Consider the following 24,620-nt stretch of genomic DNA (forward strand, 5'->3'; position numbering starts at 1 on the left):
CGGGCGGTCTGAGAGAATTGGGGGGTGATCTCTCGTATCGACCTGCGCGGCGACTCCCTCCCCGAGGGGGGCGCCCTGCGCGATCTGCTGCCCCGTGCCGAGTTCGACGTGGAAGCCGCCCTGGAGAAGGTGCGGCCCATCTGCGAGGACGTCCATCATCGCGGTACGGCGGCGCTCATCGAGTACGCGCGGAAGTTCGACGGGGTCGAGCTCTCGCAGGTCCGGGTACCCGCGGAAGCCCTCAAGGCCGCCCTGGATCAGCTGGACCCGGCCGTCCGCGCCGCCCTGGAGGAGTCGATCCGGCGCGCCCGGATCGTGCACCGCGCACAGCGCCGCACCGAGCACACCACCCAGGTGGTCCCCGGCGGAACCGTGACCGAGAAGTGGATTCCGGTGGAGCGCGTGGGGCTGTACGCCCCGGGCGGCCGCTCGGTCTACCCCTCCTCCGTCGTCATGAACGTCGTCCCGGCGCAGGAGGCGGGCGTCCCGTCGATCGCGCTCGCGTCCCCGCCGCAGAAGCCCGCCTTCGACGGGGACCCCTTCGGGGGCCTGCCGCACCCGACGATCCTCGCCGCGTGCGCCCTGCTCGGTGTGGACGAGGTGTACGCCGTGGGCGGCGCCGTGGCCGTCGCGATGTTCGCGTACGGCACGGAGGACTGCCCGCCGGTCAACATGGTGACCGGCCCCGGCAACATCTGGGTCGCCGCCGCCAAGCGCTACTTCACCGGCCGCATCGGCATCGACACCGAGGCCGGACCGACCGAGATCGCGGTCCTCGCCGACTCCACGGCCGACCCGGTGCACGTCGCCGCCGACCTGATCAGCCAGGCCGAGCACGACCCGCTCGCCGCCGCCGTCCTCGTCACCGACTCCGAGGACCTCGCGGCCGCGGTCGAGAAGGAGCTGGAGCCGCAGGTCGCCGCGTCCAAGCACGTCGAGGACCGGATCAAGCCGGCGCTCGCCGGCCGCCAGTCCGCGATCGTGCTGGTCGACAGCCTGGAGGACGGCCTCAAGGTCGTCGACGCGTACGGCGCCGAGCACCTGGAGATCCAGACCGCTGACGCCGCCGCCTGGGCCGCCCGCGTCCGCAACGCCGGCGCGATCTTCGTCGGGGCCTGGTCCCCGGTCTCGCTGGGCGACTACTGCGCCGGATCGAACCACGTGCTGCCCACCGCCGGCTGCGCCTGCCACTCCTCCGGCCTGTCCGTGCAGTCCTTCCTGCGCGGCGTCCACATCGTCGACTACACGCGCGACGCCCTCGCCGAGGTCACCCACCACGTGGTGGCACTGGCCGAGGCCGAGGACCTGCCCGCGCACGGCGCCGCCCTGAAGGCGCGTTTTGGCGGAGCCGTACCAAACCAGCACAGCGGATGGAAGGTCCCCCAGCAGTGACCGCCGACCTCGGCATCGACGACCTCCCCGTCCGCGACGAGCTGCGCGGCAAGACCCCGTACGGCGCCCCGCAGCTCGACGTGCCCGTCCAGCTGAACACCAACGAGAACCCGTACGGCCTTCCCGAGGAGCTCGTCGCGCGGATCGCCGAACGGGTGGCCGACGCCGCCCGCACCCTCAACCGCTACCCCGACCGGGACGCCGTCGAGCTGCGCACCGAGCTGGCCGCCTACCTCACGCGCACCGGCAAGCACCCGGTCGCCCGGGAGAACGTGTGGGCCGCCAACGGCTCCAACGAGGTCCTCCAGCAGCTGCTGCAGACCTTCGGCGGGCCCGGCCGCACCGCGATGGGCTTCGAGCCCTCGTACTCGATGCACGCGCTGATCGCCCGCGGCACCGGCACCGGCTGGATCTCCGGCCCGCGCCGGGAGGACTTCCGCCTAGACGTGGAGGCCGCGGAGCGGGCCATCGCCGAGCACGCCCCCGACGTCGTGTTCATCACCTCGCCCAACAACCCCACGGGCACCGCGGTGGGCGCGGAGACGGTCCTGGCCCTCTACGAGGCCGCCCAAGCCGCCAAGCCGTCGATCGTGATCGTGGACGAGGCGTACGTGGAGTTCAGCCACCGGGACTCGCTGCTGCCCCTCATCGAGGGCCGGCCGAACCTCGTGGTCTCCCGGACCATGTCCAAGGCCTTCGGCGCCGCCGGACTGCGCCTGGGCTACCTCGCCGCGCACCCCGCCGTCGTGGACGCCGTCCAGCTGGTGCGCCTGCCGTACCACCTGTCGGCCGTCACCCAGGCGACCGCGCTGGCCGCCCTGGAGCACACCGACACCCTGCTCGGCTACGTCGAGCAGCTCAAGGCCGAGCGCGACCGGCTCGTCACCGAGCTGCGGGGCATCGGCTACGAGGTCACCGAGTCCGACGCCAACTTCATCCAGTTCGGCAGGTTCCCGGACTCCCACACCGCATGGCAGAAGATCCTCGACCGGGGCGTCCTGGTCCGGGACAACGGCGTGCCGGGCTGGCTGCGGGTCACCGCCGGCACCCCGGCCGAGAACGACGCGTTCCTGGAAGCGGTTCGCGCACTGAAGAAGGAGCAGCAGGCATGAGCCGCATCGGACGGGTCGAGCGCACCACGAAGGAGACCTCGGTCGTCGTCGAGATAAACCTCGACGGAACCGGCAAGGTCGACGTAGCGACGGGCGTGGGCTTCTACGACCACATGCTCGACCAGCTCGGCCGCCACGGCCTCTTCGACCTCACGGTCAAGACCGAGGGCGACCTGCACATCGACAGCCACCACACCATCGAGGACAGTGCCCTCGCCCTCGGCGCCGCCTTCAGGCAGGCCCTCGGCGACAAGGTCGGCATCTACCGCTTCGGCAACTGCACCGTGCCGCTTGACGAGTCCCTCGCCCAGGTGACCGTCGACCTGTCCGGCCGCCCGTACCTCGTGCACACCGAGCCCGAGAACATGGCGCCGATGATCGGCACGTACGACACCACGATGACCCGGCACATCTTCGAGTCCTTCGTCGCGCAGGCCCAGATCGCGCTGCACATCCACGTCCCGTACGGCCGCAACGCCCACCACATCGTGGAGTGCCAGTTCAAGGCCCTCGCCCGCGCCCTGCGCTACGCCGCGGAGTTCGACCCGCGCGCGGCCGGCATCCTGCCCTCCACGAAGGGCGCCCTCTAGCCGTGAACGGCCTCAACACCATCCTGATCGTCCTCGGCCTCTTCCTGGCCGGCGGCGTCTACTCCTTCCAGAAGCAGAAGATGCCCAAGTCGGTCATCATCCTGCTCGCCATCAGCTCCGCGATGTGCCTCGCCGCCGGAGTCCTGCGCATCCAAGGGATCTGGGAATGAGCACTGCCGGACCCACCAAGAAGGTCGTCGTCTTCGACTACGGCTTCGGCAACGTCCGCTCCGCCGAGCGCGCCCTCGCGCGCGTCGGCGCGGACGTGGAGATCACCCGCGACTACGACCGGGCGATGGACGCCGACGGACTCCTGGTCCCCGGCGTCGGCGCCTTCTCCGCCTGCATGAAGGGCCTCAAGGACGCCCGCGGCGACTGGATCATCGGCCGCCGGCTCTCCGGCGGCCGCCCGGTCATGGGCATCTGCGTCGGCATGCAGATCCTCTTCGAGCGCGGCATCGAGCACGGCGTCGAGACCGAGGGCCTCGACGAGTGGCCCGGCACGGTCGGCCCGCTCAAGGCCCCGATCGTCCCCCACATGGGCTGGAACACCGTCCAGGCCCCGCCCGACAGCCAGGCCTTCGCCGGCCTGGACGCCGACGCCCGCTTCTACTTCGTGCACTCCTACGCGGCGCGCGAATGGAGCCTGGAGGTCACCAACCCCGCCATCCGCGCCCCCCGCGTCACCTGGGCCACCCACGGCGAGCCCTTCGTCGCGGCGGTGGAGAACGGGGCCCTGTGGGCCACCCAGTTCCACCCCGAGAAGTCCGGCGACGCCGGAGCGCAGCTCCTCACCAACTGGATCGAGACCCTCTGATGCCCGTGTCCTCAGCGAAGCTGGAACTCCTCCCCGCGGTCGACGTCCGCGACGGACAGGCCGTCCGCCTCGTGCACGGCGTCTCCGGCAGCGAGACCTCCTACGGCTCCCCGCTGGAGGCGGCCCTCGCCTGGCAGGCCTCCGGCGCCGAATGGCTCCACCTGGTCGACCTCGACGCGGCCTTCGGCACCGGTGACAACCGCGCCCTGGTCGCCGAGATCACCGGCGCGATGGACATCAAGGTCGAGCTGTCCGGCGGCATCCGCGACGACGCCTCGCTCGCCGCGGCCCTCGCCACCGGCTGCACCCGCGTCAACCTCGGCACCGCCGCCCTGGAGACCCCCGAGTGGGCCGCCAAGGCCATCGCCGACCACGGCGACCGCATCGCCGTCGGCCTCGACGTCCGCGGCACCACCCTCAAGGGCCGCGGCTGGACCAGCGAGGGCGGCGACCTGTACGAGGCCCTGGCCCGCCTGGACTCCGAGGGCTGCGCCCGCTACGTCGTCACCGACATCGGCAAGGACGGCACGCTCACCGGCCCCAACCTGGAGCTGCTGAAGAACGTCTGCGCCGCCACGGACCGGCCCGTCGTGGCCTCCGGCGGCATCTCCTCCCTGGACGACCTGCGGGCGCTCTCCGAGCTGGTCCCGCTGGGCGTCGAGGGCGCGATCGTCGGCAAGGCCCTGTACGCCAAGGCCTTCACCCTGGAAGAAGCCCTGAAGGTGGTCTCCGCATGAGCTCCGACTCCGTACGCCGCATTTCCTCCGGCGGAGCCTACGAGGACGTCATCGGCTACTCCCGCGCCGTCCAGCTCCCGAACGGCCTGGTCCTGGTCTCCGGGTGCACCGCGGCCGACGCCGGCGGCCCGTACGACCAGGCCATCGGCGCCTTCGGCGTCGCCTTCAAGGCCCTCGCCCAGGCCGGACTCGGCCCCGAGCACGTGGTCCGCACCCGCCTGTACCTCACCCACGCCCGGGACGTGGAGGAGGTCGGCCGCGCCCACAAGGAGCTGCTCGACGCCGTCCGGCCCGCCGCCTCCATGATCATCGTGTCCGGGTTCGTCGACCCGGGCATGGTCGTCGAGGTGGAGGTCGAGGCCTTCGGCCCGGTCCCGACCGGCGCCGACGCCGCGACCCGGCCCGGGGAGGCGTCCGCATGACGCTGGCCGTACGGGTGATCCCCTGCCTGGACGTGGACAACGGCCGGGTCGTCAAGGGCGTCAACTTCCAGAACCTGCGCGACGCCGGCGACCCGGTGGAGATGGCCAAGCTGTACGACGCCGAGGGCGCCGACGAGCTGACCTTCCTCGACATCACCGCGTCCTCCGGCAACCGCGAGACCACCTACGACGTGGTGCGCCGCACCGCCGAGCAGGTCTTCATCCCGCTGACCGTGGGCGGCGGCGTCCGTACCGCGGACGACGTGGACAAGCTGCTGCGGGCCGGCGCGGACAAGGTCGGCGTGAACACCGCCGCCATCGCCCGCCCCGAGCTGATCCAGGAGATCGCGGAGCGCTTCGGCCGGCAGGTCCTCGTCCTGTCCGTCGACGCCCGCCGCACCGCCTCCGGCTCCTTCGAGGTCACCACGCACGGCGGCCGCAAGGGCACCGGCATCGACGCCGTCGAGTGGGCCCACCGGGCCGCCGAGCTGGGCGCCGGGGAGATCCTGCTGAACTCGATGGACGCGGACGGAACCAAAGACGGCTACGACACCGAGATGATCGCGGCCGTACGCCGGCACGTCACCGTCCCGGTGATCGCCTCGGGCGGCGCGGGCAGCCTCGCGCACTTCCCGCCGGCGATCGCGGCGGGCGCGGACGCGGTGCTGGCCGCGTCGGTGTTCCACTTCGGCGACCTGCGGATCTCCGAGGTCAAGACGGCCCTGCGCGAAGCGGGCCACCCGGTCCGCTGACGCCCTCCGGGCCGCCCGGCCGACGCCCCCGCGGGGGAGCCGGCCGGGCGGCCCGGAGCCGTCGCGGGGTGGCGAGGCCGGCAGACCTCGGCCCGGCCGTCCCGGGTCCGCTAGCGCCGGGTCCGCTAGCGCCGGGCCCGGTCGTCACAGGCCCAGGTCCGCCACCGTCAGTTCCGCCACCGCCGTCTTGTCACCGTCCAGGGACACCGCGGCCGAGTTCTGGCGGCCGAAGCAGAACAGCGTCAGCTCGCCCGGCTCGCCCGTCACCGTCACCACCGGCGCACCCTTGCGCGCCACCGCCGTGCGGCCGTCGGGCCGCCGCAGGACCAGGCCCACCGGCGAGCGCCGCCCCGTCAGGCGGGCCAGCTTCTCCAGCCGGGACCACAGGGAGTCCGAGAACACCGGGTCCAGCTCCCGCGGCGACCAGTCGGGCTGCGCCCGCCGGACATCCTCCGCGTGCACGTAGAACTCCACCGCGTTCGCCGCCTCGTCGATCTGCTTCAGCGCGTACACGGAGAACTTCGGCGGGCCGGTCCGGATCAGCCGCACGAGCTCCTCGTACGGCTTGGCCGTGTACTCGTCCATCGTCTTGTCCAGCCGGGCCTTCAGCGCGTTCAGCAGCAGCCCGCCCGCCGCGTCCGGCCGCCTCTCGCGGACCACCACGTGCGCCGCGAGGTCCCGGCACGTCCAGCCTTCGCACAGGGTCGGCGCCTCCGGGCCGGCCGCCTCCAACAGGTCCGCCAGCAAGAGGCGTTCGCGCTTCGCATGGGTAGACATGCGGGCCAGCCTACGGCCGGAACCCGCCTTGTGCCCGCCCATCAGGCGGACAGTGATCCGTACCGGCGCCCGCCGCCCGGCACAATGGCCGCATGGTTACGTCCCCCCGCCCCGGCAGCCTCGACCCCGCCATCGCCGCGCGCCTCAAGCGCTCCGCCGACGGCCTGGTACCGGCCATCGCCCAGCAGTACGACACTGGTGAGGTGCTCATGCTCGGCTGGATGGACGACGAGGCCCTGCACCGCACCCTGACCACCGGCCGCTGCACCTACTGGTCCCGCAGCCGTCAGGAGTACTGGGTCAAGGGGGATACTTCCGGCCACTTCCAGCACGTGAAATCCGTCGCCCTCGACTGCGACGCCGACACCGTGCTCGTCAAGGTCGACCAGGTCGGAGCCGCCTGCCACACCGGCACCCGCACCTGCTTCGACGCCGACGTCCTTCCGATCGCCGCAGCCGAGAACAGGTAGGTTCGCACCGCCATGGATCTTGAGACGTTCCGCAAGCTCGCGGCCGACCGCCGCGTCATCCCCGTGAGCCGCAAGCTGCTGGCCGACGGGGACACCCCCGTCGGGCTCTACCGCAAGCTCGCCGCCGAACGCCCGGGGACCTTCCTGCTGGAGTCCGCCGAGAACGGCCGCTCCTGGTCCCGCTACTCCTTCGTCGGCGTCCGCAGCGACGCGACCCTGACCGTCCGCGACGGCCAGGCGCACTGGATCGGCACCCCGCCCGTCGGCGTGCCCACCGACGGAGACCCGCTCGACGCCCTGCGCGCCACCGTCGAGGCCCTGCACACCCCCCGCGACCTCGCCGGCGGCACACCGCCCTTCACCGGCGGCATGGTCGGCTACCTCGGCTACGACATCGTGCGCCGCCTGGAGCGCATCGGCGAGCACACCCGGGACGACCTGGAACTGCCCGAGCTGACGATGCTGCTCACCTCCGACCTGGCGGTCCTGGACCACTGGGACGGCACCGTCCAGCTCATCGCGAACGCCATCAACCACAACGCCCTCGACTCGGGCGTGGACGAGGCGTACGCCGACGCCGTGGCCCGCCTCGACGCGATGGAAGCCGACCTCTCCCGCCCGGCCCCCTACACGCCCGCCCCGCTGCCCGCCTCCGAGCTGCCCGAGTACTCGGCGCTGTGGGGCGGCGAGAAGTACCAGGCCGCCGTCGAGGACATCAAGGAGCGCATCCGCTCCGGCGAGGCCTTCCAGGTGGTGCCCTCGCAGCGGTTCGAGACCCCCTGCCACGCCTCCGCGCTGGACGTCTACCGGGTGCTGCGGGCCACCAACCCGTCTCCGTACATGTACCTCTTCCGCTTCGAGAACGGCTTCGACGTCGTCGGCTCCAGCCCCGAGGCCCTGGTCAAGGTCGAGGACGGCCGGGCCATGGTCCACCCCATCGCCGGCACCCGCCACCGCGGGGCCACCCCGCAGGAGGACCACGACCTCGCCGAGGAGCTGATGGCCGACCCCAAGGAGCGCGCCGAGCACCTCATGCTCGTCGACCTCGGCCGCAACGACCTCGGCCGGGTCTGCGAGCCGGGATCCGTCGAGGTGGTCGACTTCATGTCCGTCGAGCGGTACTCGCACGTCATGCACATCGTGTCCACGGTCACCGGCCGCGTCGCCGAGGGCAAGACCGCCTTCGACGTGCTCACCGCCTGCTTCCCCGCCGGAACCCTCTCGGGCGCGCCGAAGCCGCGGGCCATGCAGATCATCGAGGAGCTGGAGCCCTCCCGACGCGGCCTCTACGGCGGCTGCGTCGGCTACCTGGACTTCGCCGGGGACTCCGACACCGCCATCGCCATCCGCACCGCGCTGCTGCGCGACGGGACGGCGTACGTCCAGGCGGGCGCCGGGGTCGTCGCCGACTCGGTGCCCGAGCTGGAGGACGCGGAGTGCCGCAACAAGGCGGCCGCCGTGCTCCGCGCGGTGGGAGCGGCGAACCGCCTCCACGGCTCCTGAGGGCGTAGGGGATAGTGGGGTACGTGAGTGCCGTACCCCCGTCCCGAAACGATTCCGCCGCCGAGAGCGCCGACGGCCCCGAAGCCGGCGGCGCCCCCGCCGCCGACGCGTCCGCCGACAGCCGGGGCGGCCGCCGCAGCGTGGCCGTCGCCCTGCTGCTCGGCGCCCTCGGCGCCACCGTCGTCCTGCTGGCCTCCGGCCGGACCTGGGCGCGCGGCACCGCCGCGGTCGGCGTGGACGCGCTGCCGCTCGCGGCCGACGGGCGGGCCGTCACCGGCCTCCCCGCCGCCCTGGCCATCGTGGGCCTCGCGGCCCTGGTCGCCGTGTTCGCCGTGCGCGGCCGGAGCCGGCTCCTGGTGTCCGGCCTGCTGGCGCTCAGCGGCCTGGGCGCGGCCCTGGCGGCCGTCCTCGGCGCCGACGGCCGCCAGGCCCTGGACGCGCAGGCGGCCCGTACGACCGCGGACACCGCCGCGCACGTGGCGGGCCTGACCCACACGGCGTGGCCGTACGTCACGGCCGCCGGGGCGGTCCTGATCCTGGCCGCCGGCCTGCTGGCACTGCGCTTCGGCCGGAGCTGGCCCTCGATGGGGGGACGCTACGAGCGTGACGGCAGCCCCCGGACGCGCAAGGTCGCGGCGATTGACCCGGACCGGCCCGAGGATCTGTGGAAGGCTCTGGACCGCGGCGAGGACCCGACCCGCTGAACGATCCCCCCGGGCGGTGCGGGACAATGACACCGAGCGTTCGACACAGCACGTGCGACAGAGCAACGAGGAGCAACTCATGGCGGGCACTAGCCACGGACACACCCCGGCCGCCTGGACCGGTGTAATGATCGCCTTCATCGGTTTCTGCGTCTCCGGCGCCTTCATGGTGCTGGCGAACCCGCTCGGCTTCTGGGCCGGCCTCGTCATCGTCGTCCTCGGCGGTGTCGTGGGCATGGGGATGAAGGCCGCGGGCATGGGCGCGCCGAAGGCCACCCACCGTGACCTCGCCGAGGTCATCGCCGCGTCCAAGGTCCCGGCCAAGGTCTGAGGATCCGGCGCATCCGAAAGGCGTGGCCCGTCGGGCTGCGCCTTTTGTCATGAGCGGAGAGAATCAGCGGGTGGACGCCTCTCGCACCCCCGAACCCGTGCCGCCGCCGGTGGCGCGCGTACCCCCCGTACCCCCCGTGCCTCCCGCGCCCCCGGCAGCACGGGGCCCGGGTCCCGCCGGACCGGGTCCGGCGCCCGCGCCGCCGCCCGCCGTACGCGCCTCCGCGGCCCGGCGGCTGGCCGCCCCGGCGCTCACCCTGGCCGCCGTCGTCGGCGCCTTCGCGTACGTGGGCGCCGTGGACCCCAACGAGCCCGGCCACTACCCGGTCTGCCCGCTCTTCCGGCTGACCGGGGTGCTGTGCCCCGGCTGCGGCGGCCTGCGCAGTGCGCACGCGTTCGCCCACGGCGATCTGATCACGGCTTTCGGGGCAAATGCCCTCGCCGTCGCCGGCTACTTCGCGTTCGCGGGATTCACGGCCCTGTGGCTGTTTCGCGCCGTCCGTGGCGGGCCCGTCCCGACTCCGGTGCCGAAGCCGCTGCACTGGTGGGGTCTGGGCGCCGCGGCACTGGTCTTCGCCGTCGTCCGGAACTTTTCCTTCGGCTCCGCCCTGGCGCCCTGAGGCCCGTACGCAGGGCAAATGAAGCCCGCATTCCGAATGTCCAGTTACTGGGACGGCGTCATCCGGGTGCCGAGCCGAGGCGTCCTGCGGATACCATTTGAGTGTCGACCTTGCTGTGGAACGTGTCTGCAAGGCGGCCGACCGCCATCGACCCGGAAGGGGGCCGCTCGCGTGAGTGTGCTCGACGAGATCATCGAAGGGGTCCGCGAAGACCTTGCCGAACGGCAGTCCCGCGTCAGCCTCGACGAGCTCAAGGAGCGTGCCGCCAAGGCGCCCCAGGCCAAGGACGGCGTCGCCGCACTGCGCGGTGACAGCGTCAAGGTGATCTGCGAGGTCAAGCGGTCCAGCCCGTCCAAGGGCGCGCTGGCCGCGATCGCCGATCCGGCAGGGCTCGCCGCCGACTACGAGGCGGGCGGTGCGGCGGTCATCTCCGTCCTCACCGAGCAGCGCCGCTTCGGTGGCTCCCTGGCCGACCTGGAGGCCGTCCGCGCCCGCGTGGACATCCCGATCCTGCGCAAGGACTTCATCGTCACGGCGTACCAGCTCTGGGAGGCCCGCGCCTACGGCGCCGACCTCGCGCTGCTGATCGTCGCGGCCCTGGAGCAGGAGGCCCTCGTCTCCCTCATCGAGCGGGCCGAGTCCATCGGCCTGACCCCGCTCGTCGAGGTCCACGACGAGGAGGAAGTGGAGCGCGCGGTCGCCGCCGGCGCCAAGATCATCGGCGTCAACGCCCGCAACCTCAAGGACCTCAAGATCGACCGCTCCGTCTTCGAGCGCGTCGTGCAGGAGATCCCGGCCCACATCGTCAAGATCGCCGAGTCCGGCATCCGCGGGCCGCACGACCTGATCGCCTACGCCAACGAGGGTGCCGACGCCGTCCTGGTCGGGGAGTCCCTGGTGACCGGCCGCGACCCGAAGTCAGCCGTGGCCGACCTCGTCGCCGCCGGCGCCCACCCCGCACTGCGCCACGGGCGGAGCTGACCCGTCCCGTGACCCACGACCGCCCCTCCGTCCGCACCCGACCCGGCCTCCGCGGCCGGGCCGCAGTGCCGACGGCGCACGCGCCGCTGGCGCGCGGCTGCCGCCCCCGCGGCTGCCGTGCCCCGGCGCGGCGCGTGCACGGGCGGCGGGTCCGGTACGTGATCGGCTCCGAGCCCGGTCAGGTCAACGGCATGCGATGGCGGCGCACCAGCGCGCCGTAGACGAGGAACGCCGCGCGGCGAGTGCCGCGCGGGTCCCGTACGGCCCTGTGCCCCCGAGCCGCCGGCTCCGGGCACGGGCCGCTCCGTACCGTACGCACGCCACGCCCCAGCGGGGTTTGAGCGTCACGGGCGGGCGGCGCAATACGGTGAAGAGCACCCCGCCGCATCTCGCACCCCGTAGGAGCACTGGACATGTCCAGCGAGTTCTTCATTCCGGACCCGGAGGGTCACGTCCCCAACGCCGAGGGTTACTTCGGTGCCTTCGGCGGCAAGTTCATCCCGGAGGCGCTCGTCGCCGCCGTGGACGAGGTCGCCGTCGAGTACGAGAAGGCCAAGGGGGACCCGGCCTTCGCGGCCGAGCTCAACGAGCTCATGGTCCACTACACCGGCCGGCCCAGCGCCCTCACCGAGGTGCCCCGCTTCGCGGAGCACGCGGGCAACGCGCGGATCTTCCTCAAGCGCGAGGACCTCAACCACACCGGCTCGCACAAGATCAACAACGTGCTGGGCCAGGCGCTGCTCACCAAGCGCATGGGCAAGACCCGGGTCATCGCCGAGACCGGCGCCGGCCAGCACGGCGTGGCCACCGCCACAGCCTGCGCCCTCTTCGGCCTCGACTGCACCATCTACATGGGCGAGATCGACACCCAGCGCCAGGCCCTGAACGTGGCCCGCATGCGGATGCTGGGCGCCGAGGTCATCGCGGTGAAGTCCGGCTCCCGGACCCTGAAGGACGCCATCAACGAGGCGTTCCGCGACTGGGTCGCCAACGTGGACCAGACCCACTACCTCTTCGGCACGGTCGCCGGCCCGCACCCCTTCCCGGCCATGGTGCGCGACTTCCACCGCGTCATCGGCGTCGAGGCCCGCCGCCAGATCCTGGAGCGCGCGGGACGGCTGCCCGACGCCGTCGCGGCCTGCGTCGGCGGCGGTTCCAACGCCATCGGCCTCTTCCACGCCTTCATCCCGGACGCGGACGTGCGGCTGGTCGGCTTCGAGCCCGCCGGCCACGGCGTCGAGACCGGCGAGCACGCGGCCACGCTGACCGCGGGCGAGCCCGGCATCCTGCACGGCTCCCGCTCCTACGTCCTCCAGGACGAGGAGGGCCAGATCACCGAGCCGTACTCCATCTCGGCCGGCCTGGACTACCCCGGCATCGGCCCGGAGCACTCTTACCTGAAGGACTCCGGCCGCGCCGAGTACCGCGCGGTCACCGACGACGCCGCCATGCAGGCCCTGCGGCTGCTGTCACGCACCGAGGGCATCATCCCGGCCATCGAGTCGGCGCACGCGCTGGCCGGAGCCCTGGAGCTGGGCAGGGAGCTGGGCGGGGACGGCCTCATCGTGGTCAACCTGTCCGGCCGCGGCGACAAGGACATGGACACCGCCGCCCGCTACTTCGGCCTGTACGACGCCGACGGGGAAGTCGCCGAGAACGAGTTCTCCGAAGGGGACGACAAGTGAACGCCACCACCCCGGCCGGAACGGGAACGGGAACCGGCACCATCGACCTGCTGAGCGCGACCCTCGCCAAGGCGAAGGCCGAGGACCGGGCGGCCCTGGTCGCCTACCTCCCGGCGGGCTTCCCGACGGTCGACGGCGGCATCGAGGCCGTCAAGGCCGTCGTCGCGGGCGGCGCCGACATCGTCGAGATCGGACTCCCGCACAGCGACCCGGTCCTGGACGGCCCGGTCATCCAGACCGCCGACGACATCGCCCTGCGCGGCGGCGTGAAGATCGCCGACGTGATGCGGACCGTACGGGAGGCCCACGCGGCCACCGGGGTCCCGGTCCTGGTGATGACCTACTGGAACCCCATCGACCGCTACGGCGTCGAGCGGTTCACCGCCGAGCTGGCCGCGGCGGGCGGCGCCGGCTGCATCCTGCCCGACCTGCCGGTCCAGGAGTCCGCCCTGTGGCGGGAGCACGCGGAGAAGCACGGTCTGGCGACCGTCTTCGTCGTGGCCCCCAGCAGCAAGGACGCGCGCCTGGCCACGATCACCGCGGCCGGTTCCGGCTTCGTCTACGCCGCGTCCCTCATGGGGGTCACCGGCACCCGCGAGTCGGTCGGCAACCAGGCCCAGGACCTGGTGACCCGCACCCGCGCCACCACCGACCTGCCGGTCTGCGTGGGGCTGGGCGTCTCCAACGCCGTCCAGGCCAAGCAGGTCGCCGTCTTCGCCGACGGCGTCATCGTCGGCTCGGCCTTCGTGAAGCTGCTGCTGGACGCGCCGGACCTGCCGGCCGGGCTGGCCGGGGTGCGCGCGCTTGCGGCCGAGCTTGCGGAAGGCGTACGCAGGAGCTGATACGGAGCGGGTTCCGGACGGGTTCTGTAGCCCGATCGGGTGGAAGTGGGGGCAGGGAGGCACGCGAGTGCCTCCCTGCTTCGTTTGGCCGAACGTGAGCGACAAGAACGACGGTGCGAACCGCGATGCGACGAAACGATCGGCCCGGGAGCGACTCCAGGAGGAGCGCCAGCGGGAGAAGGCCCGGGACAAGCGCCGGCGGACCCTCGTCGTGTCGGCGGCGGTGGTCGGCGTGCTCGGCCTGGCCGCCGTCGTCGGCCTGATCGCGGCCAATACCGGCAAGAGCGGCGGCGCCGACAAGGCGGGCCCGGTGATCGCCCCCTCGGGGGCCACCGGCAAGGACGCGCTCGCCATCCAGACGGGCAAGGGCGAGGCGAAGTCCACGCTCACGGTGTGGGAGGACTTCCGCTGTCCCGCCTGCAAGGGCTTCGAGGACCAGTACCGGGACACCGTCCACGACCTGGAGGCCAAGGGCCTGCTCAAGGTCGATTACCACATCGTCACTCTGATCGACGGCAACATGGGCGGCAGCGGCTCCCTGAAGTCGGCCAACGCGGCGGCCTGCGCGCAGGACGCCGGCAAGTTCTCCGCGTACCACGACGTGCTCTTCCAGAACCAGCCGGATGAGGTCGACGACGCCTTCGGCAAGAACGCCAGGCTGCTGGAGCTGGCGGGCAAGGTGGACGGACTGGACACCCCGGCGTTCCGGGCCTGTGTCGAGGAGGGCACCCACAACAGCTGGGTGGGCAAGTCGCAGGAGGCCTTCCGGGAGGGCAAGTTCCGGGGCACGCCGACCGTGCTCCTCGACGGCAAGGACATCTTCGCCGACCAGGCGAACCCGCTGACCCCGCAGAAGCTCAAGGAGAAGGTGGAGGCCTCGGCGAAGGGGACGGGCAAGGCCTCGCCGTCGGCGGACGCGACGTCCGGTAGCGGTAGTGGCAGCGGTAGTGGCAGTGGCAGCGGGGCGGGCGCCGGTGCGAAGGCCTCGCCTTCGGCCACGGCCTCCGGCTCCGGCTCCGGCTCGAAGACGGCCTCGAAGGGCGGCGCGGACAGCCCGTCCGCCGGCTCGTCCACCGGGTCCTCGAAGGGCCAGTCGAGCGGTACGTCCGGGGACTGAGCGACCGCCGGGCCGTGTGTGGATTTGGTTTCGGCTTGCCGGGTGGTTGCGGTCCGCACCACCCGGCAGGGTAGCGTCAGCTCTGCCATGGACATTGCTTACATCCCCAGCCCGTCGACCGGCGTGATCCACCTCGGACCGATCCCGCTGCGCGGCTACGCGTTCTGCATCATCGTCGGCGTCTTCGTCGCCGTCTGGCTCGGCAACAAGCGGTGGGTCGCCAGGGGCGGCAAGCCGGGGACGGTCGCGGACATCGCCGTGTGGGCGGTGCCGTTCGGGCTGGTCGGCGGTCGCCTCTACCACGTGATCACCGACTACCAGCTGTACTTCGGCGAGGGCCGCAACTGGGTCGACGCCTTCAAGATCTGGGAGGGCGGCCTCGGTATCTGGGGTGCCATCGCGCTCGGCGCGGTGGGTGCCTGGATCGGCTGCCGGCTCCGCGGGATCCCGCTGCCGGCCTGGGCCGACGCCCTGGCCCCCGGCATCGCGCTGGCCCAGGCCTGCGGGCGCTGGGGCAACTGGTTCAACCAGGAGCTGTACGGCCGGGCCACCGACCTGCCGTGGGCGGTGGAGATCAGCGAGGGTACGAACCGCGTCGCCGGCACCTACCACCCGACCTTCCTGTACGAGTCGCTCTGGTGCGTCGGCGTCGCCGTGCTGGTGATCTGGGCCGACCGCCGCTTCACGCTCGGCCACGGGCGGGCGTTCGCGCTGTACGTCGCGGCGTACTGCGTGGGCCGCGGCTGGATCGAGTACATGCGGGTCGACGAGGCGCACCACATCCTGGGCCTGCGGCTGAACGTCTGGACCTCGATCGTGGTCTTCGTCCTGGCGGTGGTCTACCTGGTGCTGTCGGCCAGGCTGCGTCCGGGCCGTGAGGAGATCGTCGAGCCGGAGACCTCCGGCGGTGCGAAGGACAAGGGTAAGGGCAAGGGCGACGACAAGCCCGGGGACGAGGCCGGGGCCAAGGACGAAGCCGGGGCCGCTCCCGAGGCCGGGGACGGTGACGGTGCGCCCGGGGCGAAGCCGGCCGGCGCCGCCGAGGCCGCCGCCGCCGGGCCCAAGGCGTCCGTACTGACGAAGACCGAGCCCGCGGACACCACGCGGGCCGGGGCCGCCGCCGAACCGGAGGGCGCCGCAGCGGCGGACCCGCTGAAGGCGGAGCCGGCCGAGGGCGCGACCCCGGAGACCGGGAAGGCCTGACCGGAACGTGCAGGGAAGGGGCGCCGCGCACCGCGTGGCGCCCCTTCGGCGTTCCCCGCCGGGCGAACCGGGGCGAACCGGGGCGGGAACGCGCTGAGCGGCCTCCGGTCGCCGGACCGTACGGCGGGAGGACGGCCCTGCGGGGTGCCGGGCAGTGGCGGACCCTGACCGGCGGACCCGCCGCGCACGATGTCGGTGGCTTCCGGGATGATCGTTCCCGACAGCCGTCGTCATCAGGGGGAGATCATGACCGAACAGTCCAGGACCGCCCGCAGAGCATTGCTGACCGGAGCCGTGGCCGGACTGGCGGGCGCGGCGGTGGTGTCCGGTACCCCGGCCGCCGCCGCCACGGCGGCCGGCGGAACGCCGGACTGGTTCGACGTGAAGGGGCACGGGGCGGTCGGCAACGGCTCCGCCGACGACACGGCCGCCGTCCAGCGCGCACTCGACGCGGCGGCCGCGGCAGGCGGCGGCACCGTCTACTTCCCCGTCGGCAAGTACCTGGTGAAGCCGACGGCGGGGAATCCGGCCCTGGCCGTCAAGGCCGACGGGATCCGCCTCGTCGGCGCCGGAGCCAAAGCCTCCACCCTGATCAAGGGCGGCAACGGCATCCTGCTCAGGATGTCGGGCACCGGCCCGGCCTACTCCACCGGAGCCACCCACCGCCGCTACTGCTCCGTCGAGAACCTCGGGTTCAACGGCAACCGCAAGACCGGCCTGCTGCTGGAGCTCTACTACAACAACAACTCCTCCTTCCGCGACGTCTTCATGACCTCCAACAACGACATGTGTGTCGACGCCGTCGAGTTCTGGGACTCCCGCTTCTCCAACCTGGTCGTAGAGGAGTGCACCGGCACCACCGGCAGCACCACCCAGCCCAACATCTGGCTCCGCAACGCCTCCTCCGCCACCGAGGGAACCTGGGGCCACAGCAAGGACAACATCAACCAGATCCACTTCACCGGCTGCCGCCTGGAAGCCTTCGGCACCGGTGCGCTGTGGATCGGCCAGGGCGCGGTCACCACCAACAACCCCAATGGCGTCTACCTCACGGACTGCAAGTTCGAGACCTCCCGGATGCAGGGCGGCCCGCACCTGAAGACCGACGCCGGCTGCAAGCACGTCTACGCGACCAACATCTACTGCTACGCCGGCGACTTCGCGCCGGGCACCCCCGCCACCGCACGCAACATCATCGGCTGGGCGGCGAGCTCCAGCGCGCTGGAGAACGTGGTCATAGCCAACCGGCACAGGGCCACCGTCAACGCGGGCGTCGCCCTCTACTCGGGCCCCGGCTCCACCGCCGTCCTGCGCAACGTCGTCGGGCTCTACGCCACCGCGCCCACCGGCACCCACATCTACTACGAGCGGTCGTCCACCGGCGACTTCCGGGTGGAGAACAGCTACGGCACGACCGGAGCGCAGGCGACCGGGACGGTACCGGTCAAGAACGCGCCGAACCCGCCCCTGCGCCTGGTCGCCGGCCCCGTCACCGACGCCGCCTTCACCCGCCCGCCGCTCGACGGCACCATGGCCGTGGACTCGGTGAACAAGCGGCTCTACGTCCGCGTCGGCGGCACGTGGCTCTGGTCGGCGCTCAACGCGTAGCCGCCCGGCGGGACAGGGCCAGGGTGCGGCGGGCCGCGGCCACCACCGCCGGGTCCACGAACCGGCCGTCGGGCAGGGCCAGCGCGCCCGGTGTGGCGCGCGCGGCGCCGAGGACCTGCTCGGCGGCGACGACCTCCTCGGGTGCGGGAACGTAGGCCCGCTCGATCACCGGCAGCTGGCGGGGATGGATCGCCGCCCGGCCGAGGAAGCCCAGGGACCGGCCACGGGCGCAGGAGGCGGCCAGCGCCTCCAGGTCCCGGATGTCGGGGAACACCGACTGGGCCGGGGGTGCGAGCCCCGCGGCCCGCGCCGCCACCACCACCCGGGAGCGGCACCAGTCCAGCCCCGGCTCCGCGCTGACGGCGAGGTCGGCCCGCAGGTCCGCCTCGCCCAGCGACAGGCCGCGCAGGGAGGGGTGGGCGCGCGCGATCTCGTACGCGCGCTCCACGCCCAGCGCCGACTCCAGCAGGGCGTGCAGGCCGACGCCGCCGGTGCGGTCTGCGGTGGCGGTGATCTGCTCCGGGGCGCTGATCTTGGGCAGCCGCAGACCGGCGAGGCCGTGCAGCCCCGCCAGGGCGGCGAGGTCGGCGCCGCCCCAGGGGGAGTCCAGGGAGTTGACGCGTACGTGGACGGCGAGCGGGGGCCGCTCGGCGAGCAGTTCGGCGGTGGCGGAGCGGGCGTACTCCTTGCGGGAGGCCGGTACGGCGTCCTCCAGGTCGACGATGACGGCGTCCGCCCCGCAGGCCAGGGCCTTGGCCACCACCGCCGGCCGGTCGCCCGGCGCGTAGAGCCAGGTGAGGATCACAGCGCTCCCTCCGTCCGCAGCACGCTGATCTCGGCCCCGGTCAGGCCCAGTTCGGCGAGGACCTCGTCGGTGTCCGCGCCGTGCGGGCGGCCGGCCCAGCGGATGCCGCCCGGGGTCTCGGAGAGCCGGAAGAGGACGTTCTGCATCCGGATGGGGCCGAGTTCGGGGTCCTCGACCTCGGTGACGGTGTCCAGGGCCGCGTACTGCGGGTCCTCCATCACGTCCCGTACGTCGTAGACCGGCGCGACCGCGGCCTGGGCGTCCTCGAAGGCGGCCAGGACCTCGTCCGCCTTGTGCCGGGCGATCCAGCCGCCGACGGCCTCGTCCAGTACGGGAGCGTGGGCGGCCCGGCCGGAACCGGTCGCGAACCATGGCTCGGCGATCAGCTCGGGCCTGCCGACGAGGCGCATCACGCGCTCGGCGACGGACTGGGCGGAGGTGGAGACCGCGAGCCAGCGGCCGTCGAGACTGCGGTAGGTGTTGCGGGGCGCGTTGTTCGTGGAACGGTTGCCGGTGCGGGGCTGTACGTAGCCGAGCTGGTCGTACCAGAGGGGGTGCGGGCCCAGCACGGTGAGGATCGGCTCGATGATGGCCAGGTCCACGACCTGCCCGGCTCCGGTGCGGTCGCGTCCGGCGAGCGCCGTCATCACGGCGTACGCGGTGGTCAGCGCGGCGATGGAGTCCGCCAGGCCGAACGGCGGCAGGGTCGGAGGCCCGTCCGGCTCCCCGGTGATCGCGGCGAAGCCGCTCATCGCCTCCGCGAGGGTGCCGAAGCCCGGGCGGTGGGCGTACGGCCCGTGCTGGCCGAAGGCCGTGACGCGGGCCAGGACCAGCCGCGGGTTGGCGGCCGACAGCTCGGCCCAGCCCAGGCCCCACTTCTCCAGGGTGCCGGGGCGGAAGTTCTCGACGATGACGTCCGCGGTGGCGGCCAGGCGCAGCAGGACGTCCCGGCCGCCGGGGGTCGACAGGTCGAGGGTCATGGTCCGCTTGTTGCGGCCCAGCAGCTTCCACCACAGGCCGACCCCGTCCTTGGCGGGGCCGTGGCCCCGGGAGGGGTCGGGCCGGCCGGGGTGCTCGACCTTGACGACCTCGGCGCCGAAGTCGCCGAGCAGCGTGGCGGCGAGGGGCCCGGCGAAGAGGGTGGCGAGGTCGAGGACGCGGAGCCCTCGCAGGGGACCGGTTCCCGGGTCGGGCTCGGGGGCGCTCACGAGGCGGCTCCGGCTTGGGACGCGGCTCCGGGGCCGGTCCCAGCCCCGGCTCCGGTCCCGGTTTTGGTCTCGGCTCCGGCTCCGGCTCCGGCTCTGGTCTCGGCCCCGGCCCCGGCTTCGGTTCCGGGGCCGGTTTTGGTCACGGTCTCGGTTCCGGACTCGGTGAAGGCGTCCGTTTCCGCGCGGGTGGGCATCGAGTCCTGGGCGCCGGGCCGCTGGACGGAGAGCGCGGCCGCCGCCGAGGCCCAGCGCAGCGCCATCGGCATCGGGCGGCCCTCGCCGAGGGCCACGGCGAGGGCGCCGACGAACGTGTCCCCGGCCGCTGTGGTGTCCACGGCCCGTACCGGGGGCGCGGGCACGGTCAGCGGTTCCCGGCCGCGCGCGGCGTACAGGGCCCCGGCCGCCCCCAGGGTGATGACCACCTCCGGCACCTCGTCCAGCAGCGCGGCCGCGGCCCGGTGCGGGTCGGTGAGCCCGGTGAGGGCGGCCGCTTCGTGCTCGTTGGGGACCAGGAGGTCGGTCGTGGCGAGGAGCCCGGCCGGCAGCGGCCGGGCCGGGGCCGGGGTCAGGACCGTGCGGACCCCGTGCGCGCGGGCGGCGAGGGCGCCGGCGAGGACGGCCTCCAGGGGCAGTTCGAGCTGGAGCAGCAGGGCGCCGGAGGCGGCGATGCGGCTGTCGTCACCCGCCTCCAGACCGGTGACGCGGGCGTTGGCGCCCGGGATGACGATGATGCTGTTGCCGCCCTCGTCGTCCACGGTGATGTGGGCGGTGCCGCTGGCCCCCTCGACCGTGCGCAGGGCGGCCGTCTCGACCCCGGCCGCGGCGAGCGCGGAGCGCAGTCGTACGCCGAACGCGTCGCTGCCCACCGCCCCGATCATCACCACCTGCCCGCCGAGGCGGGCCGCGGCGACGGCCTGGTTGGCGCCCTTGCCGCCGGGCACGGTGCGGAAGGCGGTGCCGGTGACGGTCTCCCCGAGGCGGGGGGCCTTGGGGACGTAGGCGACGAGGTCCATGTTCGTACTGCCGAGCACGGCGATGGCCGTCATGAGCGGGCTGCCTCCTGTGCGGTGAGGTGGGCGAGGGTGTCGAAGCCGGCACCGTCGAAGCCGGTAACGGTGGTGGACAGGCGGTTCTTCAACGGGGCGGTCCAGCGGTCCGGGAGGGCGTCCGGCGAGCCGGCGAGCAGCCCGGCGAGGGCGCCGGCCGTGGCCCCGTTGGAGTCGGTGTCCCAGCCTCCCGACACGGCGCGGCAGACGGAGCGGGTGAAGTCCCCGTCGGCGTGGGTGAGGGCGGCGGCGATCAGGGCGGTGTTGGGGACGGCGTGGACCCAGTGGTAGTGACCGTAGCGGGCGTGCAGGGCGTCCACGACGCGGTCGAAGTCGGCCTCGGCGGCGGCCGCGGCGATGGCGATGGCGAACCGCACGGCCTCGGCGAGGCGCGAGCGGGGCGGCACGACGGCCAGCCCGGCCCGCAGCGCGCCGTGGACGTCCGCGTCGCCGGTGGCGGCCTCGGCGGTGGCGGCGGCGACGAGGAGCGCGGCGTACACGCCGTTGCCGGTGTGGGTCAGGGCGGCGTCCCGGTACGCCGCGGCCGCGGCGGCGGCCGGGTCGCCAGGATGGGTCCAGCCGTGGACGTCGGCGCGGATGAGCGCGCCGATCCACTCGCGGAACGGGTTGTGGTGGGTGGCGGTGGCGGGGGGCTCCAGCCCGAGGAGGAGGTTGCGGTAGGCGACGCGCTCGGCGGTGAAGGTCCGTCCGGCGGGGAGTTCGCCGAGCCAGAGGCGGGCGACGTCGGCGGTGGTGAACCCCTTGCCGTGCCGCTGGAGCAGGAGCAGGCCGAGGAGGGGGTAGTTGAGGTCGTCGTCCTCGGGCATGCCGTCGATGTTCTCGGCGAGGGACGTCGGGGCGGAGCGGCGGTTCCAGGGGTGGGCGGCCAGGAGCTCCGGGGGGACGCCGCGGGCGGTGAACCAGTCGTTCAGCGGCCAGTTCCCGGCGGCGCGGGCCAGTGCCCGGATGCCGGCCAGCGGCAGCTTCTCGACGGGCTTGCCGAGCAGGCACCCGGCGGCCCGCCCCAGCCAGGCGGCTTCCAGCCGGGCCACGAGGCGGGGATCGGCGCCGGGGGCCGGGGCGCTGCCGTCGTGCGGGTCCGGTGTCGGTCCCGGGCGCGGGCCCGGGGCGGCGGGGTCCGGCCCGGCTCCGTGGTGGGGCCCCCGGACCGGGGCGCCGGACGGCCAGGTGGCGCGGATCGCCTCCCAGGACGCGGGCTCGTCGGCGGACAGGGGCGAGGGCAGCAGCGCGAGCTCGTCCAGCAGCCGGGCGGCGAGGGCGCGGAGCCCCGGGTCCGCCGGGCCGGGGGAGGCGCCGGCCCGCTCGGGCGCGGGATGCCCGCCGGCGGCCAGCCAGGCCCGGCGGGCGGGCCCGGGGTCCCGGCCGTCCTCGTCCGCCTGGCGGAGCTCGTGCCCGACGAGGTCCTCGGGCTGCGCCCAGGTGACCCGTACGGGTTGCCCGGCGGAATCCGCGGCCGGGTGCGGGCCGTCGGGTGCGGTCCGGTGGGGAGCCGGGGCCGGGCCGGGCGGTACGGGCGCCGGGGGCATAGGGGCCCGGGTGCGGTCGGGGACGGTCATCGGGGGGTGGCGATGGCGGTGAAGGCCGCCTCGTGGGTCCGGCGGCGGGAGCGGTCGAGGGCGAACACCTCGCGGGTCACCGCGGCCAGCGCCGTCGCGGGGGCGTGCAGGTCGAGGCGGCTGGCCTCGGCGACCTGTTTGGCCCAGGCCTCGGGGACGGCGGCCTCGCCGCCCAGGGCCCCGGCGATGGCGCCCGCCATGGTGGCGGTGGAGTCGCAGTCGCGGCCGTAGTTGACGGCGCCGAGGACCGAGGCCTCGTACGCGCCGTCCGCGATCAGCAGCATGCCCAGCGCGACGGGGAGTTCCTCGATGGCGTGCAGCCGGGACGGGCGCCGGGCGCCCAGGGACGGCTTGCGGTAGTCCGGGCCCACCGAGTCGTACGGGGCGACCGCCGCCCGCAGCGGCACCAGGGCAGACTCGAAGTCCCGGTGCCGGGCGGCCACTTCGGCGACCGCCTCGATGGCCGCGCGGGTGCCGTCCTTGGCCAGGGCGAGGGCGGTGTCCACCACCGAGGCGGCGGTGGCGCCCGGCACGCACGCCGCCGCCACGGCCGCCGCGAACACGCCCGCCGCTTCCCGCCCGTAGGAGGACTGGTGCGCGCCGGCCACGTCCAGCGCCTCCGCGTAGGCCCCCTCCGGGTTGCCGGCGTTGACGATGCCGACCGGCGCCATGTACATCGCCGCGCCGCAGTTGACGATGTTGCCGCTGCCGGCCTCGCGCGGGTCGACGTGCGCGTAGTGCAGCCGGGTCACGATCCACTTCTCGGCGAGGAAGATCCGCTGCAACGGCAGTGCATCCGCCTCCAGTTCGGGGATCCAGCGGGGGTTCCCCATCAGGTCCGGGACGAGGTGGTCGGCGACCGCGTAGGCGTCGAGGTGGTCGCGCACGGTCTCGTAGACCCGTACCAGCGCGTGCGTCATCAAGGTGTCGTCCGTGACGTGGCCGTCGCCCTTGTGGTACGGGGCGATGGGGCGCGCCGTGCGCCAGTCCTCGTACCAGGGGCCGACGATGCCGTGGACGCGGCCGCCGTGGCGTTCCGCGATCTGGTCCGGGGTCCAGCCCTCCACCGGGCCGCCGAGCGCGTCGCCGACGGCGGCTCCGACGAGGGCGCCGTGGGCCCGGTCCTCCAACGTGAGCGTCATGTCCGAATCATCCTTTGGGTGAGGTGAGTTCCGTACGCGCGAGCAGCGCGGCGAGTTCGACGAGGTCGGTGCCGGCGAGGCGGGGGAGGGCGCAGCCGGAGAGGGTCCGGCAGGCCTCGCGCCAGGCGGCGGGGATCGAGTCGCCACCGCCGAGCGCGCCGGTGAGGGCGCCGGCGAGGGCGGGGGCGGAGTCCGCGACGCGGGACAGGCAGGCGGCGGTGGGGACGGCCTCGGCCACCCGGCCGCGGGCGGCGGTCGCGAGGGCGAGGGCGACGGGCACGGTCTCGGCGGCGGCGATCCCGTAGCTGTAGACGTGGTCCACGATCTCGTGTTCGAGGGTGGGGACGATGGCGAAGGCGCCGCCGTCGGCGCTGGTACGGAGGTGGGTGCGGGCGAGTCCGACGGCGTGGCGGGCGTTGCGGCCGATCTCGGTGGACTCGGGGAGCTGGGCGAGGGCGGCCTCGACGGCGGCGTCGACGTCCGCGCCGGTGAGGGCGGTGGCGATGGCGGCGGCCATCGCGCGGGCGCCGTGGACGCCGTCGCCGTCCTGGGTGTAGCGGGCGTCGAACTCGGCCAGGTCCGCGGCGGCGGCCGGGGAGCCGGGGTGGACGACGGCCAGGACGCAGGCACGGACGCAGGCTGCGTCGTCGAAGTAGTGCGGATTGTCGTGGCCGGTGGCGGGCGGGCGCAGGCCGGCGGCGAGGTTGCCCAGGCCGGCCCGGACGGAGATCCGGGCGCGGAGCGGGAGCACGGCGGATTCGACCTCGGGGGCGCGTTCCGCGGCCGCGGCGACCTCGGAGGCGAGGGCGTTCCACGCGAGGTCGATGGCGGCGCGCATGCGGCGGGAGCGGGAGAGGTCGCTGAGCAGGACCCCGGCGGCGGTGAGCACCGACTCGGCGGCGAAGGCCGCCCACTCGGCGTCGTCGCTGGGGCCCAGGCGCAGCGGCTCCGGGGGCTGGTTGAGGGCGATCGGGACGGGGAGGGTGGTGGTGGCGTTCTGCTCGGCGAAGGTGTCGAGCTCCCGGGTGAGGCGGCGGGTCCACTCGGGCATGCGGCTGGCGCGGTGGCGGGCGGCGGGCCAGCCGGCCGCGTCCCCGGCGGCGAGCCCGAGCAGCAGCCCCTCGATCCGCCGCCGGTCGACCGCGCCGCCGGTCGCGTCCGCGGGGGTACGGGGCTCCGG

Annotated in this window: 25 protein-coding genes and 2 pseudogenes; 20 read left to right on the forward strand and 7 right to left on the reverse strand. The window is 73.8% G+C overall.

The window, feature by feature from the left end:
* Positions 1 to 24 precede the first annotated feature (24 nt).
* The 8 genes from hisD to hisF are packed head-to-tail and all read left to right on the forward strand — an operon-like array spanning position 25 to position 5,822.
* Positions 25 to 1,392, forward strand: coding sequence for a histidinol dehydrogenase (hisD, locus tag OTB16_RS16430; RefSeq protein WP_267720945.1), 1,368 nt, complete (start codon positions 25 to 27; stop codon positions 1,390 to 1,392).
* Positions 1,389 to 2,504, forward strand: a complete 1,116-nt coding sequence (locus OTB16_RS16435; RefSeq protein WP_269288564.1) for a histidinol-phosphate transaminase — start codon at positions 1,389 to 1,391, stop codon at positions 2,502 to 2,504. The genes hisD and OTB16_RS16435 overlap by 4 nt, the downstream gene beginning before the upstream one ends.
* Positions 2,501 to 3,094, forward strand: coding sequence for an imidazoleglycerol-phosphate dehydratase HisB (hisB, locus tag OTB16_RS16440; protein ID WP_267720947.1), 594 nt, complete (start codon positions 2,501 to 2,503; stop codon positions 3,092 to 3,094). Before OTB16_RS16435 ends, hisB begins: the two co-directional genes overlap by 4 nt.
* Before the next feature lie 2 nt (positions 3,095 to 3,096).
* Positions 3,097 to 3,264, forward strand: a complete 168-nt coding sequence (locus tag OTB16_RS16445; RefSeq protein ID WP_267720948.1) for a hypothetical protein — start codon at positions 3,097 to 3,099, stop codon at positions 3,262 to 3,264.
* Positions 3,261 to 3,911: an imidazole glycerol phosphate synthase subunit HisH gene (hisH, locus tag OTB16_RS16450; protein ID WP_267720949.1), complete on the forward strand. Its 651-nt coding sequence runs from the start codon at positions 3,261 to 3,263 to the stop codon at positions 3,909 to 3,911. Before OTB16_RS16445 ends, hisH begins: the two co-directional genes overlap by 4 nt.
* Entirely contained in the window at positions 3,911 to 4,648 is a 738-nt protein-coding gene (gene priA / locus OTB16_RS16455) for a bifunctional 1-(5-phosphoribosyl)-5-((5-phosphoribosylamino)methylideneamino)imidazole-4-carboxamide isomerase/phosphoribosylanthranilate isomerase PriA (RefSeq protein ID WP_267720950.1), read from the forward strand. Before hisH ends, priA begins: the two co-directional genes overlap by 1 nt.
* Positions 4,645 to 5,070: a Rid family hydrolase gene (locus tag OTB16_RS16460; protein ID WP_267720952.1), complete on the forward strand. Its 426-nt coding sequence runs from the start codon at positions 4,645 to 4,647 to the stop codon at positions 5,068 to 5,070. Before priA ends, OTB16_RS16460 begins: the two co-directional genes overlap by 4 nt.
* Positions 5,067 to 5,822 (forward strand): imidazole glycerol phosphate synthase subunit HisF, encoded by a 756-nt coding sequence (hisF, locus tag OTB16_RS16465; RefSeq protein ID WP_267720953.1) that lies wholly within the window; start codon positions 5,067 to 5,069, stop codon positions 5,820 to 5,822. Before OTB16_RS16460 ends, hisF begins: the two co-directional genes overlap by 4 nt.
* Positions 5,823 to 5,966: 144 nt before the next feature.
* On the opposite strand, the gene OTB16_RS16470 is transcribed toward hisF, so the two are convergent.
* Positions 5,967 to 6,599, reverse strand: a complete 633-nt coding sequence (locus OTB16_RS16470) for a TIGR03085 family metal-binding protein (RefSeq protein ID WP_267720954.1) — start codon at positions 6,597 to 6,599, stop codon at positions 5,967 to 5,969.
* A 92-nt stretch (positions 6,600 to 6,691) separates the two neighbouring features.
* Between OTB16_RS16470 and hisI the strand changes: the two genes are divergently transcribed.
* The 12 genes and pseudogenes from hisI to OTB16_RS16525 all read left to right on the forward strand — a co-directional run bounded on the left by hisI (position 6,692) and on the right by OTB16_RS16525 (position 17,662).
* Complete coding sequence (gene hisI / locus OTB16_RS16475) at positions 6,692 to 7,069, forward strand: phosphoribosyl-AMP cyclohydrolase (RefSeq protein WP_267720956.1); 378 nt, start codon at positions 6,692 to 6,694, stop codon at positions 7,067 to 7,069.
* A 12-nt stretch (positions 7,070 to 7,081) separates the two neighbouring features.
* Positions 7,082 to 8,572 (forward strand): anthranilate synthase component I, encoded by a 1,491-nt coding sequence (locus tag OTB16_RS16480; RefSeq protein ID WP_267720957.1) that lies wholly within the window; start codon positions 7,082 to 7,084, stop codon positions 8,570 to 8,572.
* A gap of 14 nt (positions 8,573 to 8,586) precedes the next feature.
* Positions 8,587 to 9,276 (forward strand): TIGR02234 family membrane protein, encoded by a 690-nt coding sequence (locus OTB16_RS16485; protein ID WP_420717712.1) that lies wholly within the window; start codon positions 8,587 to 8,589, stop codon positions 9,274 to 9,276.
* 79 nt (positions 9,277 to 9,355) lie between these two features.
* A complete protein-coding gene (locus OTB16_RS16490; RefSeq protein ID WP_267720959.1) occupies positions 9,356 to 9,607 on the forward strand; it encodes an HGxxPAAW family protein in 252 nt (83 codons plus the stop codon).
* Positions 9,608 to 9,656: 49 nt separating this feature from the next.
* Positions 9,657 to 10,226: a DUF2752 domain-containing protein gene (locus OTB16_RS16495; RefSeq protein ID WP_267720960.1), complete on the forward strand. Its 570-nt coding sequence runs from the start codon at positions 9,657 to 9,659 to the stop codon at positions 10,224 to 10,226.
* 171 nt (positions 10,227 to 10,397) lie between these two features.
* Positions 10,398 to 11,207: an indole-3-glycerol phosphate synthase TrpC gene (trpC, locus tag OTB16_RS16500; protein ID WP_267720961.1), complete on the forward strand. Its 810-nt coding sequence runs from the start codon at positions 10,398 to 10,400 to the stop codon at positions 11,205 to 11,207.
* A gap of 8 nt (positions 11,208 to 11,215) precedes the next feature.
* On the forward strand, positions 11,216 to 11,428 hold the full coding sequence (trpM, locus tag OTB16_RS39580; protein ID WP_383903139.1) for a tryptophan biosynthesis modulator TrpM: 213 nt from the start codon (positions 11,216 to 11,218) through the stop codon (positions 11,426 to 11,428).
* Between the two features lie 192 nt (positions 11,429 to 11,620).
* Positions 11,621 to 12,892: a tryptophan synthase subunit beta gene (gene trpB, locus OTB16_RS16505; protein WP_267720962.1), complete on the forward strand. Its 1,272-nt coding sequence runs from the start codon at positions 11,621 to 11,623 to the stop codon at positions 12,890 to 12,892.
* On the forward strand, positions 12,889 to 13,734 hold the full coding sequence (gene trpA, locus OTB16_RS16510; RefSeq protein WP_267720963.1) for a tryptophan synthase subunit alpha: 846 nt from the start codon (positions 12,889 to 12,891) through the stop codon (positions 13,732 to 13,734). The genes trpB and trpA overlap by 4 nt, the downstream gene beginning before the upstream one ends.
* Positions 13,735 to 13,828: 94 nt before the next feature.
* Positions 13,829 to 14,623, forward strand: a pseudogene (locus tag OTB16_RS16515) (DsbA family protein); the annotation flags it as partial.
* Positions 14,624 to 14,938: 315 nt separating this feature from the next.
* Positions 14,939 to 16,054, forward strand: coding sequence for a prolipoprotein diacylglyceryl transferase (gene lgt / locus OTB16_RS16520; protein ID WP_267720964.1), 1,116 nt, complete (start codon positions 14,939 to 14,941; stop codon positions 16,052 to 16,054).
* 246 nt (positions 16,055 to 16,300) lie between these two features.
* Positions 16,301 to 17,662 (forward strand): glycosyl hydrolase family 28-related protein, encoded by a 1,362-nt coding sequence (locus OTB16_RS16525; RefSeq protein WP_324290831.1) that lies wholly within the window; start codon positions 16,301 to 16,303, stop codon positions 17,660 to 17,662.
* On the opposite strand, the gene OTB16_RS16530 is transcribed toward OTB16_RS16525, so the two are convergent.
* The 6 genes and pseudogenes from OTB16_RS16530 to OTB16_RS16555 form a co-directional block, all read right to left on the reverse strand.
* Positions 17,652 to 18,467, reverse strand: a complete 816-nt coding sequence (locus OTB16_RS16530) for an HpcH/HpaI aldolase/citrate lyase family protein (protein ID WP_267720965.1) — start codon at positions 18,465 to 18,467, stop codon at positions 17,652 to 17,654. The genes OTB16_RS16525 and OTB16_RS16530 overlap by 11 nt on opposite strands.
* The gene (locus OTB16_RS16535; RefSeq protein ID WP_267720966.1) at positions 18,464 to 19,675 is read right to left on the reverse strand and encodes a CaiB/BaiF CoA transferase family protein; all 1,212 of its coding nucleotides are present in this window, start codon (positions 19,673 to 19,675) and stop codon (positions 18,464 to 18,466) included. Before OTB16_RS16535 ends, OTB16_RS16530 begins: the two co-directional genes overlap by 4 nt.
* A gap of 167 nt (positions 19,676 to 19,842) precedes the next feature.
* Positions 19,843 to 20,721, reverse strand: a pseudogene (rbsK, locus tag OTB16_RS16540) (ribokinase); the annotation flags it as partial.
* Entirely contained in the window at positions 20,718 to 22,268 is a 1,551-nt protein-coding gene (locus tag OTB16_RS16545) for an ADP-ribosylglycohydrolase family protein (protein WP_420717715.1), read from the reverse strand. The pseudogene rbsK and the gene OTB16_RS16545, both read right to left, overlap by 4 nt.
* Positions 22,269 to 22,294: 26 nt before the next feature.
* Complete coding sequence (locus tag OTB16_RS16550; protein ID WP_267720969.1) at positions 22,295 to 23,440, reverse strand: ADP-ribosylglycohydrolase family protein; 1,146 nt, start codon at positions 23,438 to 23,440, stop codon at positions 22,295 to 22,297.
* A gap of 7 nt (positions 23,441 to 23,447) precedes the next feature.
* The gene (locus OTB16_RS16555; RefSeq protein WP_420717716.1) at positions 23,448 to 24,566 is read right to left on the reverse strand and encodes an ADP-ribosylglycohydrolase family protein; all 1,119 of its coding nucleotides are present in this window, start codon (positions 24,564 to 24,566) and stop codon (positions 23,448 to 23,450) included.
* Positions 24,567 to 24,620: the final 54 nt, after the last annotated feature.

Origin of the sequence: Streptomyces antarcticus, assembly GCF_026627255.1 — a bacterium.
In the GTDB taxonomy this organism is placed as follows: domain Bacteria; phylum Actinomycetota; class Actinomycetes; order Streptomycetales; family Streptomycetaceae; genus Streptomyces; species Streptomyces antarcticus.

Coding starts and splice junctions, on each gene's coding strand:
- priA (WP_267720950.1), top strand. CDS start 3,911: ATGCCCGTGTCCTCAGCGAAGCTGGAACTCCTCCCCGCGGTCGACGTC.
- hisF (WP_267720953.1), top strand. CDS start 5,067: ATGACGCTGGCCGTACGGGTGATCCCCTGCCTGGACGTGGACAACGGC.
- OTB16_RS16480 (WP_267720957.1), top strand. CDS start 7,082: ATGGATCTTGAGACGTTCCGCAAGCTCGCGGCCGACCGCCGCGTCATC.
- OTB16_RS16460 (WP_267720952.1), top strand. CDS start 4,645: ATGAGCTCCGACTCCGTACGCCGCATTTCCTCCGGCGGAGCCTACGAG.
- OTB16_RS16525 (WP_324290831.1), top strand. CDS start 16,301: ATGACCGAACAGTCCAGGACCGCCCGCAGAGCATTGCTGACCGGAGCC.
- OTB16_RS16550 (WP_267720969.1), bottom strand. CDS start 23,440: ATGACGCTCACGTTGGAGGACCGGGCCCACGGCGCCCTCGTCGGAGCC.
- hisB (WP_267720947.1), top strand. CDS start 2,501: ATGAGCCGCATCGGACGGGTCGAGCGCACCACGAAGGAGACCTCGGTC.
- hisI (WP_267720956.1), top strand. CDS start 6,692: ATGGTTACGTCCCCCCGCCCCGGCAGCCTCGACCCCGCCATCGCCGCG.
- lgt (WP_267720964.1), top strand. CDS start 14,939: ATGGACATTGCTTACATCCCCAGCCCGTCGACCGGCGTGATCCACCTC.
- OTB16_RS16495 (WP_267720960.1), top strand. CDS start 9,657: ATGAGCGGAGAGAATCAGCGGGTGGACGCCTCTCGCACCCCCGAACCC.
- trpB (WP_267720962.1), top strand. CDS start 11,621: ATGTCCAGCGAGTTCTTCATTCCGGACCCGGAGGGTCACGTCCCCAAC.
- OTB16_RS16545 (WP_420717715.1), bottom strand. CDS start 22,268: ATGCCCCCGGCGCCCGTACCGCCCGGCCCGGCCCCGGCTCCCCACCGG.
- hisH (WP_267720949.1), top strand. CDS start 3,261: ATGAGCACTGCCGGACCCACCAAGAAGGTCGTCGTCTTCGACTACGGC.
- OTB16_RS16490 (WP_267720959.1), top strand. CDS start 9,356: ATGGCGGGCACTAGCCACGGACACACCCCGGCCGCCTGGACCGGTGTA.
- OTB16_RS16470 (WP_267720954.1), bottom strand. CDS start 6,599: ATGTCTACCCATGCGAAGCGCGAACGCCTCTTGCTGGCGGACCTGTTG.